Source organism: Pseudomonas aestuarii, from assembly GCF_027988105.1.
Lineage (GTDB): Bacteria > Pseudomonadota > Gammaproteobacteria > Pseudomonadales > Pseudomonadaceae > Aquipseudomonas > Aquipseudomonas aestuarii.
In genome coordinates this window covers 26,597-41,598 of record NZ_JAQJZJ010000015.1, presented here as the reverse complement: position 1 = coordinate 41,598, position 15,002 = coordinate 26,597, and the positions used below count along the sequence as shown (strand labels likewise).

Here is a 15,002-nt window from a genome sequence, read left to right as displayed (position 1 = left end):
GTGTTGCTTAATCGTAGCAACGCTGTAGCAGAAATAAGCAAAAAACGTGGACAACCGTAATACATGAGAGCGCAGTAAATGTTCGCTAAAAGCCCGGAAAACCTAGCTAAACCAGTGATATCCACATCTAGGAGGTTTTCTGTTGCCCCCATGATGGATTGGACAGATCGCCACTGCCGCTTCTTCCTGCGGCAGCTGTCGCGCCATGCGCTGCTCTATACCGAGATGGTCACTACTGGCGCACTGCTGCATGGCGACAGCGCGCGCTTTCTGCGCCACGGCGCAGCGGAATACCCGCTGGCGCTGCAGCTGGGTGGTAGCGTGCCGGCCGAGCTGGCGGCCTGCGCCAAGCTGGCTGAAGCGGCGGGTTACAACGAGGTCAACCTGAATGTCGGCTGTCCCAGCGACCGGGTGCAGAACAACATGATCGGCGCATGCCTGATGGCCCACCCAGCGCTGGTCGCCGAATGCGTCAGGGCCATGCGCGATGCGGTAAGCATTCCAGTGACGGTCAAGCACCGCATCGGCATCGACGGCCGCGACAGCTACACCGAACTGTGCGACTTCATCGGTCAGGTGCGCGAAGCCGGCTGCCAGAGCTTTACCGTGCATGCGCGCATTGCCATTCTTTCCGGGCTGTCGCCCAAGGAAAACCGCGAAGTGCCGCCGCTGCGCTACGACCTGGCGGCGCAGGTAAAACGCGACTTCCCGGATCTGCAGATCATCCTCAATGGCGGTATCAAGACCCTGGAGGAATGCCAGACCCATCTGCAGACCTTCGATGGCGTGATGCTTGGCCGCGAGGCGTATCACAACCCTTATCTGCTGGCACAGGTCGATCAGCAGCTATTCGGCTCAACGGCAGCGGTACTCAGCCGCTTCGAGGCGATGCAATCGATGCGCGGCTATATCGCTGGGCACCTGACCGAGGGCGGCAGCATGCACCACATCACCCGGCACATGCTCGGTCTGGCCCAGGGTTTCAACGGTGCCCGGCGTTTCCGCCAGCTGTTGTCGGTGGATATTCACAAGACCGCCGAGCCCCTCGCACTGTTCGACCAGGCGGCGCAATTGCTGCAAGGGCGCTGACTCGGGTAATGTCATGCGATCAGTAACGACAAGGCAGCGCCATGACTTCCAAGCTGGATCAACTCAAACAGTTCACCACCGTGGTCGCCGATACTGGTGACCTCGATGCCATCACCCGCCTGCAACCGGTCGACGCCACCACCAACCCGTCACTGCTGCTCAAGGCCGCCGCCATGCCGCGCTACGCCCAGCTGCTGAAAAATGCAGTCAGCGCCAGCCAGGGCGATATGGGCCTGGCCTGCGACCGCTTCGGTGTGACGGTCGGTCAGGAAATTCTCAAGATTATTCCGGGGCGTATTTCCACCGAAGTCGATGCGCGCCTGTCCTTCGATACCCAGGCCACCTTGCGCCGCGCCGAACGCCTGATTGACCTGTATGACCAGGTTGGGATTGGCCGCGAGCGGGTACTGATCAAGATCGCCTCGACCTGGGAAGGTATCCGCGCCGCCGAACAATTGGAAAAAGCCGGTATCCAGTGCAACCTCACGCTGCTGTTCTCCTTCGCCCAGGCCCAGGCCTGCGCCGATGCCGGGGTGTTCCTGATTTCACCCTTCGTGGGCAGGATCTACGACTGGTACAAGAAGGCCGAAGGCCGTGATTTCGTTGGTGCAGAAGATCCCGGCGTGCAGTCGGTGACGCGCATCTACAACTACTACAAGGCCAACGGCTATGCGACCGTAGTGATGGGCGCCAGCTTCCGTAACATTGGCCAGATCGAGCAGTTGGCCGGTTGTGATCGCCTGACCATCAGCCCGGAACTGTTGCAGCAGCTGGCCAATGACCAGTCCCCGCTCGAGCGCAAGCTGAGCAGCGGCCAGCCCGCCGAAGCGCGGCAAAGCCTCGAACAAAGCCAGTTCCGCTGGGCGATGAACGAGGATCCGATGGCCACGGAAAAGCTTGCCGAAGGCATTCGTCAATTCGCGCGCGATCAGGAAAAGCTGGAAAAGCTGCTTGCCGACATCGCCTGAATGCACTGCGGGGCGCCGATTTTCATCGAACGCCCCGCACGTGTGAAACAGCATGAACTATCAGTAATGCTCTAGGGCGCTAACCAGATCGTGGAAGGCTGCGCGATTGGAGTCGTTCAGGTCCATCAAAATGCGGTGAGCTTCCAGCACCTTGGCCCGCACCACCTCTTCCGACTGGTCCTGCGATGGCAGGTCGTCCAGACACTCTGGACAGGGAATCGGCGTATCGACGATGTTGAACACCTGATCGAAGCCCATCGACTGCAACAGCCGGGTGATGTCGGGGTGGGTGGTCACCACGGTCGGCAATAGACCAATCTTCTGGCGCGAGAGAATCGACAGTTTGGCCAGCAAACCCAGAGTGGTGCTGTCGATGCTGCGAGTCTCAGTCAGGTCGATGACGATGGCGGAGAAATTCAGCGCGGTAAAAATCTTTTCAATGGTGGAATCCAGCGCTGAACACAGGGTCAGGCGCACTTCACCGACAAACTTCAGTACGAAGGTACCGTTTTGTTCGGCGAACTGGATTCTACCGGGGCTTATCCCAGGATTCATGCAAGGTTCCTGCTTAACACCAGCAAGGCAATATCATCCGGCATATCCGCCAGATTGGCCAGCCCCAACACTTGACGCAACCCATCCAGGGTTCCGCCGGCCGAACTGACCAACCGGGGCAGCGCGAGCTCTTTTTCCTGCAAGGTATCGCCTGGCAGCAGGTCGAGAATACCGTCGGACAGCAGCGTCAGGCTGAACGACTCGGGCAATTTCAGCACATGGTCGCTGTATTCGGCCTCATCGAACAAGCCAACCGGTAAACCACGACCCGTCAGGTAATGTGCTTCGCCTTCGCTGTACAGCACTGGCAGCGGTAGATGACCACCGATGCTGTAGGTCAGTTGACCCTGCTGCTCATCGATGACCCCTCCGAGCATGGTCACGTGCTTGCCCAGCTTGCAATTGATCAAGCCGCGATTGATATGACCGAGGACTTCCGAAGGTTTGAACTCGGGGAAACGGCCATTGCGCCGCAACTCATAGAGCAGGCGAGTGGTCATGAACTTCAGCAGCACAGTGACAAATGCCGATGACGCGCCATGTCCGGACACATCCGCCAGGTAAAAGGCGATACGGCGCTCATCGACGCGGAAGTAGTCGACAAAATCCCCGGACAAATAGAGCGACGGAATGATCTGGTGGGCGAATTGCAGGCCATCGGCTTTCCAGGGCGTGACCGGCAACATATTCATCTGTACCTGGCGACCGGCGTTCTGGTCTTCCTGCAACAGATGCAGGCTGGCTTGCAGCTCGCGGTTGGCGGCTTCCAGTTGTTCCCGATAGCGCTGGTTCTCCAGACGCAGATGCGCACGATCCAACGCACGGCGCACCGAGTGCTCGAGCACCGCGAGGTCTTCCAGGGGTTTGATCAAGTAATCGGCGGCGCCCAGGCGCAAGGCTTCGACCGCGTCACTCATCACGCCGGCGCCCGACACGACGATCACCGGGGTTTCTACCTGCAGTTGGTTGATCCGGCGAATCAGCTCGAGGCCATCGACCTGCGGCATGCGCAGATCGCAGATCACCACATCCGGCTGCTCGCGCTGGAATACATCGAAGCCTTCCAGGCCATTAGAGGCTTGCAGAACTACAAAGCCGCTGTCTTCCAAGTAGGCTGCGAGACTCGCACGCACCACTTCGTCGTCATCGATAATCAGCAGCGTGGCACTGGTTTTGTGCATTGGGTATCCAGGCAAACTGCGCCGGGGCAAGGCTAGGCGTATACACCAGGCCATCAGCCTGAGCGCGCGTACTGGGTATGTCTCAAGGCGCTGACGGTACTCCCATACGCACCTCGATTCAAGCATGCGCCAGTCATCAGTACGCGACTTTACAGCTCAAATCGGCGAAGGTTATAAGGACAGCAGGAGAACCCGACAATAACGAGGATAGCGTCCATGAGCCAAAGTAATCACGACTACAGTGAAAAGCGCGATTACATCCGCATGCGACTGGAAGCACCAGTCACCCTGCAGCATGCCGGAAAGGAAATTCCCGCACTGTGCCTCGACTTGTCGAGTACCGGCATGCAGCTCGAGGCCGAGTGTGCGCTGAAGATGGGCGACACGATCCAGGTGCATATCGCCTCCGACCATAATCAACTCAAAGGGCTGATTGCCGAAGCCGAGGTGGTACGCGTCAGCGACCTGGACAATGGCCGCCAGACCCTGGGCCTGGCTATTCTGTCGATGAGCTGAAAGGCGCAGGCCTCAACACGCAAAAAGGCGACCGAGATGGTCGCCTTTTTGCATGGACTACTTGAACGCAGGAAGACTAGAAGTCGTCCTCGACATCGCCGTCACGCACCTTGAACTCACGGTTCTGCAGGTAGGCGTTACGGATGAAAATGTACTTGTCGCCACTGACCAGCCGCTCGGCCGACAGCAGGCTGGCGCGGGTATCGATGACATCCACACCGCGCGTGAGGTTACGCGTCGGCACATGGTTCATGTACCGGTAAGGCTGGAGCAGACTGTCCGGCACTTTGCTGAACGTATCGCGCACCGTACTCGGACCGAGCAGCGGCAGCATCACATAGGGCCCACTGCCCAGCCCCCAGGCGCCGAACGTCTGACCGAAGTCCTCATCGCTGCGCTGCAGGCCCATTTTCTTGGCCACATCAAAGAAGCCCAACAAGCCAAAAGTGGTGTTGAAGATCAGCCGACTGGTGTCCACGCCGGCATCGTGCAGCTTGCCTTGCAGCACGTTGTTGGCCAGATTGCCGACGTCGCCGATATTGCCAAAGACGTTATGCACGCCGTCCTCGAGAAACTGCGGGGTTACCGCCTGATAGCCCTGCGCCAAAGGCTTCAGCGCATAGGTGTCGAGGGTGTCATTGAAGCGGAAGATCACCCGATTGAAGCCTTCCCAAGGATCCTCTTCGGCAGCCTGAGCCACCAATGGAAGCAGTACCAAGCTGGCGCAGGCAAACAATCGGCCCAGACGATCGATCCAATTCGCACCGATTACAGGCATTAGGGTCTCTCCTTGAGAAAAGTGTAGGCCGGCCCAACGCAGCCATCGAGGCCAGCAGTATAAAGCCTGACGCAGCCAAATAGGCAGCAGGGGCGCCAGCAATGTGCAGGAAAAACACATGCTCGACAGTGTCCACAGCCTCGTTGGGCAGGGCATGGACAGTCGTCATGGCCGCCGCTTGTCAGCTGCAAACCACTGCCAGAGGGATCGGAGGCCGCTGACGGCGACCGTCACAACGGCTTCATCTAATCGTCACAAACAGCCAGCAGACTGGGCCTTATCAATTCAAGGATGACCAGTATGCCCACCGCCCCACCCGCCTTCAGTGCGGTGCTCTTTGGTTTATCCGGTTGCCTGGTGGACTTTGGGGCACGCACATTGCCTACGGCCATGCAGCGCTTGTATCCAGGGCACGGCGACGAACAGAGCAACCCGGCCAAAAGCGCCCTGGAGCAACGGCTTGGCCGCGCGCCCGATGCCGACGAACGGCAGGTCTTCGAGCGGGCGTTGAGCGAAGCAGCCGGCGAGCACGCCGAACTCACTCCGGGCGCCTTGGAGCAGTTGCAACAACTGCATCTGCAGAATGTGCCCTGTGCCTGGCTCGACGAGCTGCCGGGCGATAGCAGCAGCGTCCTGGCAGCCCCACTGCCCGACTGGCTCGTCGCCGCTCCGAGCAGAGTCGGCCGCGCCTGGCCTGCGCCGGACGCCTGCTGGCAGGCGCTGATGGGCTTGCAGGTCGCGCAACTCGATGGCTGCGTATTGATCAGTGGCGAACCGCGCCTACTCCAGGCCGGCCTCAATGCCGGGCTATGGACCATCGGCCTGGCGGCCTGCGGACCACTCTGTAACCAGGCGCCAGCAGACTGGCAAGCCCTCGCCGCAGCCGAACGCGACCGCCTGCGTACCCAGGCGACCTTGACCCTGTATCGTCTCGGCGTGCATGCGGTAATCGATCAATTGAGTGAACTCGGCCCCTGCCTGGTCGACCTCGGCTCACGCCGGCAAAAAGGGGAAAAACCCTGAGCGGCTGGTTCAACCTCTCGTTTCTATCCAGGCCGCGCGCCAAGGCGTCATTGCCGGACTCTCTATAGAAGCAAAATGCCGCGAAGCAAACTGGCGATAGCTCTCGCGCAGAGAGCTGAAGATTTGATCCCGGGCAAGCAAAGCAGCGCCGCTTGGATTACCCTAGCAGGCATGCAAGGGCCTTCGCGAAGGCGCGTGGCCAATGTTTTGCCTATCAATAAAGGGAGAGTTTTATGCCTGCAAACCGCCTGCAGCAACAGCTGCAAGAGCTGCGCGATCAGTTGGCTCAGGAGCCACCACTGACTGAAGAAGAACGAGCATCGCTATTTGTCCTGACCCAGGAAATCGAACTCCAACTGGCCCGCCAGGCAGCAGCCGCACCAGATGCCACCCTGATCGACGGCGTCAACCTGGCCGTGGAGCGCTTCGAAGCCAGTCATCCGACCCTTGCCGGCACCTTGCGCAACATCGTGCAGAGCCTGGCCAACATGGGGATCTAAATTACAGTAGCAAGCTGTACCGATGCGCTAAAACTCTTGTTGAGGCGTCCCAGCTTGCTGCCCCTCCCCGCTTACTGGCGCACCAAGCGCCGGTTGTCCGGCGCTATTGCTGCCGTACTGCGATAGGGATTGATGTCCAGTCCGCCGCGACGTACGTAACGGGCATACACCGTCAGGTACTCGGGCTGGAGCAGGTGTTGCAAGTCGAGAAAGATCCGCTCCACGCACTGCTCGTGGAAATCCGCATGCTGGCGAAAGCTCACCAGATAGGCCAGCAAACTGGCGTGATCCAGCGCCGCACCACGGTACTGCACCACCACGCTGCCCCAATCCGGCTGGCCGGTGACCGGGCAGTTGGACTTCAACAGGTGGCTGTGCAGGCTTTCCTCGACTAGCAACTCCGGCTTGCAACGCAGCAACTCCGGCTGCGGCTGCGCATAGTTGCTGATGAGCACATCCAGCTCATCGATGCACGGTCCAGGCAAGGTCGCCACGCCTTCGCTCGTCACTTCGGCCAAACTGCGCACGCGCACGCCCACCGGCTTGCCGGCGGCGGCTGACAAGTCCTGCTGCAGCAGCGTGAGCAATTCGCTCACATCATTGAATACCGTCTGATTCAGCGAGTTGAGGTACAGCTTGAAAGATTTCGACTCGATGATATTCGGTGAGTCAGCCGGTATGGCGAACTCGCCGATGGCCACCACCGGCTTACCGGAAGGCAACAGCCAGGACAGCTCGAAGCAGTTCCAGAAATCCACGCCCTGATAGGGCAGCGTCTCGGCCGTCAGGCCCAGCTCGGCCCACTTGGCCGCGCGCGCAATCGGGAACAGCAGCGACGGCGTATAGGTAGCGATGTATTCGCTGGATTTACCCAGTGGCGAATCTTCGGCGGCGGGATGCATGGCAAAAACCTGGTTAGTCAAAAGGAACAGGGCATAAGCGCGTGGCGGAGCTCAATGCTGGTGAAGCTATTGAGCGCCGCCAGCGGGCCATTACACACGCTTTCAGGTCAGCTCGGCCACGACCGCCGCCAAGGCCTGCGCAGGGTCGTTGGCCTGACTGATCGGCCGGCCGATGACCAGATAATCGGAACCGACATCCAGCGCCTGGCGTGGAGTCAGAATACGCCGTTGATCGTCCTGGGCACTGCCTGCCGGACGAATGCCGGGCGTGACCAGCTGCAATGCCGGATAAGCGGCCTTCAACGCCTGGGCTTCCTGGGCGGAACACACCAGGCCATCCAGCCCGGCTTGCGCGGCCAGACCCGCCAGACGCAGGACTTGCGCCTGGGGTTCGATATCCAGGCCGATGCCGGCCAGATCCTCACGTTCCATGCTGGTCAGCACGGTCACGCCGATCAACAGCGGCGTGGCTCCGCTCAGGGCATCCAGGGTCTCGCGGCAGGCCGCCATCATGCGCAGGCCACCCGAGCAGTGCACGTTGACCATCCACACGCCCAGTTCGGCAGCCGCCTTGACCGCCATCGCCGTGGTGTTGGGAATATCGTGGAATTTCAGGTCGAGGAACACCTCGAAGCCCTTGTCCGTCAGCGCGCCGACGATCTCCGGGCCGCAACGGGTGAACAGCTCCTTGCCGACCTTGACCCGACACTGCTTGGGATCGAGCCGTTCGGCCAGCGCCAGAGCAGCATCACGGGTCGGGAAATCCAAGGCAACGATGATCGGGGTCTGGCAAGCGGACATGGGCGGGCTCTCAGGCAAATCGAATTCGGCGCATATTGTAGCGGAAGCCACAGCCTGTTGCCGATCCACTGCCCTCGCCTATCCATAGGTCGCGCGATGAACCCGGCCACCATGCCCTGCCACCCTGACGGGCACTGGCCCGGAGTCATAGCACCAGGGTCAGCTCATGCATCGTCTGTGCCTGGCCGCCGGCCAGCAGGCGTTCGATGCGCCCCTGCGCCAGTTGCAGGTCGACGGTGATCACACTGGGCGATGGCGGTTGCATCAGGTAACCCTGCTCGATCAGCAGGCGTGAGCCCGGCAACTGCATGCGGTCATGGAGGAAACAGGCCAACGGCCCTGCCGCCATGCCGGTGGCGGACTCTTCGTCGATGCCGTAGCGCGGCGCGAACATGCGCGCGCCTGCCGCCCGGCCCGGATGCCGCGTCTGTCGGGAGAAGGCATAGAAGCCGATAAGATCGAGTCGCTCGCTGAGGCGCGCCAATGCCGCCTGATCGGGATGCAGGGCATGCACCTGCACCTCATCCACCAGTGGAATGACAACAAAAGCGCCGCCGGTACTCACGCGCACCGGCCAAACACCAGGCAGCAGTTGCCCGGGATCGCTACCCAGGGCCGCCAACACCTCGGCAAGCAGGGCCGGGTCATCGCTCAGGTCGAGGTAGTCGGGCGCGCGCTGCTCCATGAACGCCATGTCCGCCTGGATCAGGATGGCGCGGTTGCCATCGATGGTTTCCTTGCTGGTCCAGCCGTCAGCGACCATGCCCAGCTGGCGCAGCAGAGAAAACGTGGCCACCGTTGCGTGGCCACAATGCGCGATCTGCCGCGTGGGGGTGAAGAACTCCAGCTTGAACGCCGCACTGGTTGAGCTGGAAACGAAGGCGGTTTCCGACAAGCCCACCTGGGCGGCGATCGCCTGCTTGTGCCGGCGATCCAAAGCGTCGGCCTGCAGCACCACGCCGGCCGGATTGCCGCCTTTTCCGCCATCGACAAAAGCGTTAACAATCCGCACCTGCACTTGCATCTCAATACTCCGCTTTGTTGCAGTTCATCGTGTTCGCCAATGGATCATCCCAGAATGGCCGCTCAGTCTCGCGAAACACATCGCCACGGTTCAGCCCTATGTCCTTGAGCGCCTCATCGTTAAGCGTAGCCAACAGCCGACGCTGTTTAGCCAATTGCTGCCAACGCCTGAGGTGCAGCCATGCAGCACGGGCAAGAGCACTCAGACTGAAGCCACGCTGAGGTAGCGGATTAAACAGTGCATTACTCTTTTGACCTTTCATCTCGTCGCCCTCCTTGTGGGGTTGGCGACAGTCTCGCGCTGGGCTTATGATCAATCCAACGAATGTTTCTTATGCCTTGCATCTCGGAGATTGATGAATGGCCAATTACCCGAGCATCGACAGCGAGCTGCTGCGTACCTTTGTCGCCATTGCCGATAACGGCGGTTTTACCCGAGCCGCCGAGATGGTCAACCGCACCCAGTCCGCGGTCAGCATGCAGATGAAACGCCTGGAGGAAGACGTGGTGCAGCGCCCGCTGTTCCAGCGCGACGGCCGCCAACTCAGCCTGACCGCCGAAGGCCAGGTACTGCTCGGTTACGCCCGGCGCATCCTCAAGCTGCACGGCGAGGTGATGAACACCCTGCGCGAACCGCACATGGTCGGCTCGGTGCGCATCGGCACCCCGGATGACTATGTGATGCGTTTCATGCCAGGGATTCTCTCGCGCTTCGCCCAGGCCTACCCGCTGGTACAGGTGGAACTGCACTGCGAGCCGTCGTTCCAGTTGCTGCAACGCCAGGACCTGGACCTGACCATCGTCACCCGCGAGCCGGGTACCGAAATCGGCCAGCTGTTACGCCAGGAGCGCGTGGTCTGGGCCGAGGCCCAGGGTTTTAGCCCACACGAGCAGGAGCCACTGCCGCTGGCGATGTTCAACGCCCAGTGCTTCTGCCGCTCCTGGGCCTGTAATGCGCTGGACGCCATGGAACGCCCCTACCGCATCGCCTATACCAGCCCCAGCCTCTCGGCGATCATGGCGGTAGTCAGCGCCGGTCTGGCGATCACCGCGCAGTTGCAGAGCCTGATCCCCCCGGACATGCGCATCATCGGCGAGGCGGAAGGCCTGCCGGCCATGCCCTCGGCAAGCATCGTGCTGCTGCGTAACTCCCACAGCCAGTCGCCGGTAACCGAAACCCTGGCCGAGCACATCGTCGAAGGCTTCAGGCTTTAAATCCGAGCAGCAGCGCGCAGAGCAGCAGGAAAGCGGCGAACAGCGCGCGCAACTGCCGTTCGGGCAAGGCGTGAGCCAGCCGCACGCCCCAACTGATGCTAAGCAGCCCGCCAATTGCCAGGGGCAGCGCCAACCCCCAGTCGACATGGTCGTGCAGCGCATAGGTGACCAAGGTCACGCCGGTACTGGGCGCCGCCAGCGCCAATGCCAGGCCTTGGGCGACGACCTGAGTCGTGCCGAACACACTGGTCAATACCGGCGTGGCCAACACCGCGCCACCGACCCCGAACAGGCCGCCGAGCAAACCGGCACCACTGCCCAGCGCCGCCAGCCAGGGCCAGGGGTGGCCGAGTTCGCTACTGCCTGCGGCAGGACGCCAATACACCCGCGACAGGTTGTAGAGCGCCAGCGCCAACAGAAAACCGACGAAGGCCAGGCGCATGCGTTCGGCATTCAGCGTCACCGCCCAACCCGCCCCGAGCCAGGCACAGCAGAAACCGCTGAGCGCCAGGGTCAGCGCATGACGCAGGTCGATGCGGTTGCGCTGGTGATAGCGCCACAGCGCCAGCAGCACGTTCGGCACCACCATCACCAGGGCCGTACCCTGGGCCAACTGCTGATCCAGGCCGAACAGCACGCCCAAGGCCGGAATCGCAATCAGGCCACCGCCGATGCCGAACAGGCCGCCCAGCGTACCCAGCAACACACCGAGGAGCAGATTCAGGGCAAAGTCGATCGGGTTCATCGGTGGCTCCATTGGCGTCCTGCGCATGCTAGCCAGCCAGTACTGGTCCGTAAACGCACAGCAGCGCACAATGGCTGTGCTGATCACGCACAAGCGAGCCACACATGAACCCCGACGCCCTCACCGACCAACTCAGCCTGTTTCTCGACGTGCTGGAAAGCGGCAGTTTCTCCGCCGCCGCCCGGCGCCACCCGCTCACCCCTTCTGCCGTGGCCAGGCGCATCGATGCCCTGGAACGCTCGCTCGGCAGCAGCCTGTTCAGCCGCAGCACTCACGCAGTACGCGCCACTCCGGCCGGGCTGGCCTTCGCCGAACGGGCCCGACGCATCCTCGCGGAGCTGCATCTGGCCCGTGCGGAGGCCGTATCGCTGAGCAGCGCGCCGGAGGGCTTGATCCGCATCGACGCGCCCGCGCCTTTCGGCAGGCGCCACCTGGCACCGGCGATTGCCGAATTTCTCGTTGCCTATCCGGGGCTGGACGTGCAACTGCGCCTGATCGACAGCTTCACCGACCTGCACGGCGCGCACCTCGGCGAGGTCGACCTGGTGCTGCGCATCGGCCCGCTGGCCGACACCCGCCTGGTCGCCACCGCTTTGGCGCCGCTGGTGCGGATAGTCTGCGCCAGCCCGGATTACCTGGCACGACACGGCGTGCCGCGCGCGCCCAGCGAACTGCTCGAGCACGACGGCCTTGACTGGGATAGCCTGGCGCCACCCTATGCCTGGCGTTTCGACGTCGATGGCAAGCTGCAGATCTACCGACCGAAACGCCTACGCCTGACCGCCAACAACGCCGAAACCTTGCTGTTCGGCGCCCTCGCCGGCCTCGGCATCGCCCATCTTCCGACTTGGCTGATCAGTGACTACCTTTTGCGCGGCGAGTTGCTGCCACTGTTCTGCGAAGCAGGCCTGCCTGCAGCGGAACCGAGCGGCATCTTCGCCCTGCGCCTGGAACGCGAAAGCGGCTCGCGCAGCCGCCTGCTGCTGGAATTCCTCAAGGCCCGTTTCGGCCCAGTCCCCCCCTGGGACTTGGCCCTGCAAGGCGGGCTGAACCGCAACTAACCAGGTTGAAAGCATCCGGGCCGGCAGGCGCAATTACTGCTCAACAACCTACGCTCGAAACGGTGAGTAATGAACGTGCTCACGCGCCGCGTCGAAGGCGGTTGAGCACGAGCGCAGCGTCTGGAATAAAGCCAGCAATAGCGAAGTCGACTGAGAGCCGAACGCTACGCTGCACGGAGTTGCGCCTTACCGCGAACGCATGTCAGGGGCCTTACCTGTTCCGCGCACTCCGGCGTCCCCATTACAGATGTTTTACAACTGTAATGAATCTCGCTTTACAGGCGCATTACGGTGCCGCGTGAGAGCGCCGCCAAAGACCTTATAAAGCCTTTACTAAACAACAGGTTAAGAACACTTAAAAGCATTGGCACGCAAGCTGCTCAAGGGTTATCGAGAGAGGAGAAACAGTCCTCTCGGCACATAACAATGAGTGCCGGCCACACCTGACCCCACCAGCAGGCTGTGCCGGCAATAGCCTGGAGCACTGCCATGCATGACTCTCCCAGCCCCGACACCGGCTTCACGCGCCGGCGCTTTATGTCCCTTTCCGGCCAGTCCCTGCTCGCCCTCGGTGCCACGGCCGTGGCCGCGCAGCTGATTCCGGTCACCCTGCTCGCCGACGAGGCACTGCCCGCCCTGCCCCCGGGCCTGTTGCGCATGGGCCGCGACATCTACCCGCATGACCGCCTGAACGACCTGCACTATGCCAAACCCCTGGCAGAACTGGCGGCCCAGCAGCCCGATCTGATCGCCGACGGCCTGCGAGAGCTGCAGGCCAGCGCCGAGCGGCGGCACGGCCAGTCCTTCGATGGCCTCAACACGGAAATCGACCGGGTCGCCCTGCTGCGCGAGATCGAAACCGGGCCGTTCTTTCGCGCCGTGCGCAACGCCCTGATGTTCGGCCTCTACGACAACCCGGCGCTGTTCCCACTGTTCGGCTACGAAGGCTCCTCGGTGGAGAAAGGCGGCTACCTGGCGCGCGGTTACAACGACCTCGACTGGCTCTGACCCACGCCTGACCAATCGCAGCTCATCCAATTCCAACAACGAGGGGAACACCCCATGGCAGCGAAATTTTCACAAGACGACGGCGACGTCGTGGTCATCATCGGCTCCGGTGCCGGCGGCGGCACCCTGGCCCATGCCCTGGCCAAGCAGGGCATCCGTAGCGTGGTGCTGGAAGCTGGCAAACGCTTCGAAATGGCCGACATCGAGAATGATGAATGGGCCATGTTCAACAAGATCTCCTGGCTCGACAAACGCATCGCCACCGGTGGCTGGGACATAGCGCAGAACCACCCCAACCTGCCGGCCTGGATCGTCAAGGCGGTCGGCGGCAGCACCGTGCACTGGGCCGGCGTGGCCCTGCGCTTTCGCGACTTCGAGTTCCGCATGCGCACGGAAAATGGCGAGATCAAGGGTGCCAACCTGCTCGACTGGCCGCTCAGCTACGAGGAACTGGAACCCTGGTACGTAAAGGCGGAAAAGCACATGGGCGTGACCGGTCCCAGCACCGGCATGCCGTACCACCAGTGGCACAACTCCTTCAAGGTGCTGGCCGAAGGTGCCAAACGGGTCGGCTACAAGGAAATCCAGTCCGGCCCCATGGCGATCAACACCCAGGCTTACGACGGCCGGCCGGGCTGCATGCAGATCGGCTTCTGCATGCAGGGCTGCCGCATTGGTGCCAAGTGGTCGACCCTCTACACCGACATCCCGCGCGCCGAGGCCACCGGCAACTGCGAGGTACGCCCGCAGTCGATGGTCCTGCGCATCGAGCATGACGCCCGTGGCCGGGTCAATGCAGTGATCTATGCCGACGCTCAGGGCCGCCAGCAGCGGCAGAAGGCACGGGTGGTATGCGTGGCCGGCAACTCCATCGAGTCGCCACGGCTGTTGCTCAACTCCGAGTCGTCGACCTTCAAGGACGGCCTGGCCAACTCCTCCGGCCAGGTCGGGCGCAACTACATGACCCACACCACCGCCGGCATCTACGCCACCATGCCCAAGCCGGTGCACATGTACCGCGGTACCACCTGCGCCGGAGTGATCTCCGACGAGTCGTACAACGACACCTCGCGCGGCTTTATCGGTGGCTACCGCCTGGAAGTGCTGTCGCTCGGCCTGCCGTTCATGTCCGCCTTCCTCGACCCGACGCCGCAGGGCTGGGGCCGCGGCTTCGCCTCGAAGATGGAGCGCTACGACCACATGTCCGGGGTCTGGCTGTGTGGCGAGGATCTGCCCATGGAGGGCAACCGCATCACCCTGCACGCCAGCGAGAAAGACCAGTACGGCCTGCCGGTGCCGGTGGTGAACAAGGATGACCATGCCTTCGACGTCGCCATGCGCGAACACGGCGTCGAGCAGACCCGCAAATGCTACGAGGCAGTCGGTGCCACCGAGGTGATCCGCCTGCCGTCCTACCCGGCCAGCCACAACATGGGCACCAACCGCATGAGCGCCAAGGCCGCCGATGGCGTGGTCAACAAATGGGGGCAGAGCCACGACATCCCCAACCTGTTCGTCTCCGATGGCAGCCAATTCACCAGCAGCGGCGGCCAGAACCCGACCCTGACCATCGTTGCCCTGGCCCTGCGCCAGGCCGAGTACATCGGCACGCAGCTCAGCCAGCGCGCCCTCTGATA

The 15,002-nt window shown here is 62.1% G+C and carries 17 protein-coding genes; 9 read left to right on the top strand and 8 right to left on the bottom strand.

Going from position 1 to position 15,002, the window contains the following annotated elements; genetic code table 11:
* Positions 1–78 precede the first annotated feature (78 nt).
* Both dusA and tal read left to right on the top strand, forming a co-directional pair.
* Positions 79–1,089, top strand: coding sequence for a tRNA dihydrouridine(20/20a) synthase DusA (gene dusA, locus PH586_RS22290; protein WP_271350005.1), 1,011 nt, complete (start codon positions 79–81; stop codon positions 1,087–1,089).
* 41 nt (positions 1,090–1,130) lie between these two features.
* Positions 1,131–2,057 carry a transaldolase gene (gene tal, locus PH586_RS22285; protein WP_271350004.1) on the top strand — a complete coding sequence of 309 codons (927 nt, stop codon included), beginning with the start codon at positions 1,131–1,133 and terminating at the stop codon, positions 2,055–2,057.
* 60 nt (positions 2,058–2,117) lie between these two features.
* Here the strand turns inward: tal and rssC are convergent, their stop codons facing one another.
* Complete coding sequence (rssC, locus tag PH586_RS22280) at positions 2,118–2,600, bottom strand: anti-sigma factor antagonist RssC (protein ID WP_238043421.1); 483 nt, start codon at positions 2,598–2,600, stop codon at positions 2,118–2,120.
* 8 nt (positions 2,601–2,608) lie between these two features.
* Complete coding sequence (rssB, locus tag PH586_RS22275) at positions 2,609–3,793, bottom strand: two-component system response regulator RssB (RefSeq protein WP_271350003.1); 1,185 nt, start codon at positions 3,791–3,793, stop codon at positions 2,609–2,611.
* 216 nt (positions 3,794–4,009) lie between these two features.
* Between rssB and PH586_RS22270 the strand changes: the two genes are divergently transcribed.
* Positions 4,010–4,309, top strand: a complete 300-nt coding sequence (locus PH586_RS22270) for a PilZ domain-containing protein (protein WP_271350002.1) — start codon at positions 4,010–4,012, stop codon at positions 4,307–4,309.
* Between the two features lie 76 nt (positions 4,310–4,385).
* Here the strand turns inward: PH586_RS22270 and PH586_RS22265 are convergent, their stop codons facing one another.
* Entirely contained in the window at positions 4,386–5,087 is a 702-nt protein-coding gene (locus PH586_RS22265) for an MlaA family lipoprotein (RefSeq protein WP_271350001.1), read from the bottom strand.
* Between the two features lie 300 nt (positions 5,088–5,387).
* Here PH586_RS22265 and PH586_RS22260 point away from each other — a divergent pair, with 300 nt between their 5' ends.
* Positions 5,388–6,110: an HAD family phosphatase gene (locus PH586_RS22260; protein ID WP_271350000.1), complete on the top strand. Its 723-nt coding sequence runs from the start codon at positions 5,388–5,390 to the stop codon at positions 6,108–6,110.
* Between the two features lie 233 nt (positions 6,111–6,343).
* Positions 6,344–6,610 (top strand): DUF4404 family protein, encoded by a 267-nt coding sequence (locus PH586_RS22255; RefSeq protein ID WP_271349999.1) that lies wholly within the window; start codon positions 6,344–6,346, stop codon positions 6,608–6,610.
* Between the two features lie 71 nt (positions 6,611–6,681).
* Here PH586_RS22255 and queF read toward each other — a convergent pair whose 3' ends face one another.
* From queF to PH586_RS22235, 4 genes are all read right to left on the bottom strand, one after another.
* The gene (gene queF / locus PH586_RS22250; RefSeq protein WP_271349998.1) at positions 6,682–7,512 is read right to left on the bottom strand and encodes an NADPH-dependent 7-cyano-7-deazaguanine reductase QueF; all 831 of its coding nucleotides are present in this window, start codon (positions 7,510–7,512) and stop codon (positions 6,682–6,684) included.
* Positions 7,513–7,614: 102 nt separating this feature from the next.
* Complete coding sequence (gene pyrF / locus PH586_RS22245; RefSeq protein WP_271349997.1) at positions 7,615–8,313, bottom strand: orotidine-5'-phosphate decarboxylase; 699 nt, start codon at positions 8,311–8,313, stop codon at positions 7,615–7,617.
* Between the two features lie 145 nt (positions 8,314–8,458).
* The gene (locus PH586_RS22240) at positions 8,459–9,337 is read right to left on the bottom strand and encodes a PhzF family phenazine biosynthesis protein (protein ID WP_271349996.1); all 879 of its coding nucleotides are present in this window, start codon (positions 9,335–9,337) and stop codon (positions 8,459–8,461) included.
* Position 9,338: 1 nt separating this feature from the next.
* Positions 9,339–9,599 carry a DUF1127 domain-containing protein gene (locus PH586_RS22235; RefSeq protein ID WP_271349995.1) on the bottom strand — a complete coding sequence of 87 codons (261 nt, stop codon included), beginning with the start codon at positions 9,597–9,599 and terminating at the stop codon, positions 9,339–9,341.
* 97 nt (positions 9,600–9,696) lie between these two features.
* Between PH586_RS22235 and PH586_RS22230 the strand changes: the two genes are divergently transcribed.
* Entirely contained in the window at positions 9,697–10,551 is an 855-nt protein-coding gene (locus tag PH586_RS22230) for a LysR substrate-binding domain-containing protein (protein WP_271349994.1), read from the top strand.
* Here PH586_RS22230 and PH586_RS22225 read toward each other — a convergent pair.
* Positions 10,541–11,296, bottom strand: coding sequence for a sulfite exporter TauE/SafE family protein (locus PH586_RS22225; protein ID WP_271349993.1), 756 nt, complete (start codon positions 11,294–11,296; stop codon positions 10,541–10,543). The two genes, PH586_RS22230 and PH586_RS22225, sit on opposite strands and share 11 nt — an antisense overlap.
* Positions 11,297–11,400: 104 nt before the next feature.
* Between PH586_RS22225 and PH586_RS22220 the strand changes: the two genes are divergently transcribed.
* The 3 genes from PH586_RS22220 (at position 11,401) to PH586_RS22210 (ending at position 15,000) form a co-directional block, all read left to right on the top strand.
* The gene (locus PH586_RS22220; RefSeq protein ID WP_271349992.1) at positions 11,401–12,357 is read left to right on the top strand and encodes a LysR family transcriptional regulator; all 957 of its coding nucleotides are present in this window, start codon (positions 11,401–11,403) and stop codon (positions 12,355–12,357) included.
* Positions 12,358–12,846: 489 nt separating this feature from the next.
* Positions 12,847–13,365 carry a gluconate 2-dehydrogenase subunit 3 family protein gene (locus PH586_RS22215; RefSeq protein WP_271349991.1) on the top strand — a complete coding sequence of 173 codons (519 nt, stop codon included), beginning with the start codon at positions 12,847–12,849 and terminating at the stop codon, positions 13,363–13,365.
* Positions 13,366–13,419: 54 nt separating this feature from the next.
* Positions 13,420–15,000 (top strand): GMC family oxidoreductase, encoded by a 1,581-nt coding sequence (locus tag PH586_RS22210; protein ID WP_271349990.1) that lies wholly within the window; start codon positions 13,420–13,422, stop codon positions 14,998–15,000.
* The last annotated feature ends 2 nt before the right edge of the window (positions 15,001–15,002 follow it).

Coding starts and splice junctions, on each gene's coding strand:
- tal (WP_271350004.1), top strand. CDS start 1,131: ATGACTTCCAAGCTGGATCAACTCAAACAGTTCACCACCGTGGTCGCC.
- PH586_RS22265 (WP_271350001.1), bottom strand. CDS start 5,087: ATGCCTGTAATCGGTGCGAATTGGATCGATCGTCTGGGCCGATTGTTT.
- PH586_RS22260 (WP_271350000.1), top strand. CDS start 5,388: ATGCCCACCGCCCCACCCGCCTTCAGTGCGGTGCTCTTTGGTTTATCC.
- PH586_RS22215 (WP_271349991.1), top strand. CDS start 12,847: ATGCATGACTCTCCCAGCCCCGACACCGGCTTCACGCGCCGGCGCTTT.
- pyrF (WP_271349997.1), bottom strand. CDS start 8,313: ATGTCCGCTTGCCAGACCCCGATCATCGTTGCCTTGGATTTCCCGACC.
- dusA (WP_271350005.1), top strand. CDS start 79: ATGTTCGCTAAAAGCCCGGAAAACCTAGCTAAACCAGTGATATCCACA.
- PH586_RS22255 (WP_271349999.1), top strand. CDS start 6,344: ATGCCTGCAAACCGCCTGCAGCAACAGCTGCAAGAGCTGCGCGATCAG.
- PH586_RS22270 (WP_271350002.1), top strand. CDS start 4,010: ATGAGCCAAAGTAATCACGACTACAGTGAAAAGCGCGATTACATCCGC.
- PH586_RS22230 (WP_271349994.1), top strand. CDS start 9,697: ATGGCCAATTACCCGAGCATCGACAGCGAGCTGCTGCGTACCTTTGTC.
- rssB (WP_271350003.1), bottom strand. CDS start 3,793: ATGCACAAAACCAGTGCCACGCTGCTGATTATCGATGACGACGAAGTG.
- PH586_RS22220 (WP_271349992.1), top strand. CDS start 11,401: ATGAACCCCGACGCCCTCACCGACCAACTCAGCCTGTTTCTCGACGTG.
- PH586_RS22235 (WP_271349995.1), bottom strand. CDS start 9,599: ATGAAAGGTCAAAAGAGTAATGCACTGTTTAATCCGCTACCTCAGCGT.
- PH586_RS22240 (WP_271349996.1), bottom strand. CDS start 9,337: ATGCAAGTGCAGGTGCGGATTGTTAACGCTTTTGTCGATGGCGGAAAA.
- PH586_RS22210 (WP_271349990.1), top strand. CDS start 13,420: ATGGCAGCGAAATTTTCACAAGACGACGGCGACGTCGTGGTCATCATC.
- queF (WP_271349998.1), bottom strand. CDS start 7,512: ATGCATCCCGCCGCCGAAGATTCGCCACTGGGTAAATCCAGCGAATAC.
- PH586_RS22225 (WP_271349993.1), bottom strand. CDS start 11,296: ATGAACCCGATCGACTTTGCCCTGAATCTGCTCCTCGGTGTGTTGCTG.